Annotated in this window: 2 tRNA genes and 3 rRNA genes; all 5 read right to left on the reverse strand. The window is 48.6% G+C overall.

What is annotated here, in order from left to right:
* A 23S ribosomal RNA gene (locus BK126_RS28630) occupies window positions 1-90 on the reverse strand; the annotation flags it as partial.
* 251 nt (window positions 91-341) lie between these two features.
* A tRNA-Ala gene (locus BK126_RS28635) sits at window positions 342-417 on the reverse strand.
* Window positions 418-442: 25 nt separating this feature from the next.
* A tRNA-Ile gene (locus tag BK126_RS28640) sits at window positions 443-519 on the reverse strand.
* Window positions 520-554: 35 nt separating this feature from the next.
* Window positions 555-671 (reverse strand): 5S ribosomal RNA (gene rrf, locus BK126_RS28645).
* Between the two features lie 144 nt (window positions 672-815).
* Window positions 816-934: ribosomal RNA gene (locus tag BK126_RS28650) — 16S ribosomal RNA — on the reverse strand; the annotation flags it as partial.

Genomic DNA, 934 nt, shown 5'->3' on the forward strand with positions numbered 1-934 from the left:
ACAGCTCCCCGAGGCAGTATCGTTGTTCGCCACGTCCTTCATCGGCTCCTAGCGCCTAGGCATCCTCCGTGTGCTCTTAATAGCTTAACCAACGTTCGGTGTTTTGGCTGAATCTCTCCAGTTGACTGCGTCAAAAGTCGTTCTTCATCCAAAAACCTCACTAAGCACTCTATTTCATCTTTACTTGTTTTGACACGAGTAAAGTGAAAAGGATATTTCTAAATCGCAAAATTGTTTCGTTTATCTAGTTTTCAAAGAGCAACTTTGTTACGACCATAAAATATTCGGTTCATCACGAAATGTGCAAATGAAATTTTATGACCATGTTTGAAAGAATCTTATGGTGGAGCCAAGCGGGATCGAACCGCTGACCTCCTGCTTGCAAGGCAGGCGCTCTCCCAGCTGAGCTATGGCCCCATAGTAAAAGTGTTATAAAGTTATATGGTGGGCCCTAGTGGACTCGAACCACCGACCTCACCCTTATCAGGGGTGCGCTCTAACCAGCTGAGCTAAGGGCCCATGAATCTTGCTTGTGCAAAACCCTAAAGGGCTGCGCTTGGCAACGTCCTACTCTCCCAGGACCCTGCGGTCCAAGTACCATCGGCGCTGGAGGGCTTAACGGTCGTGTTCGGGATGGGTACGTGTGGAACCCCTCCGCTATCGCCACCAAACGCATGATTGATGCCAATCAATCATATACTGTATTAAATTGAAAGAGACTTGCTCTCTCAAAACTGAGCAACGAGTGAGCAACTAGCCGACCTGGCTAGTTTTTATATTTGAATGTCTTCGTTGCAGAAGACGATTCTCCATAGAAAGGAGGTGATCCAGCCGCACCTTCCGATACGGCTACCTTGTTACGACTTCACCCCAATCATCTACCCCACCTTCGACGGCTGGCTCCTTGCGGTTACCCCACCGGCTTCGGGTGTTG

The sequence above is a fragment of the Paenibacillus sp. FSL H7-0326 genome (genome assembly GCF_001955535.1).
GTDB lineage: Bacteria > Bacillota > Bacilli > Paenibacillales > Paenibacillaceae > Paenibacillus > Paenibacillus shunpengii.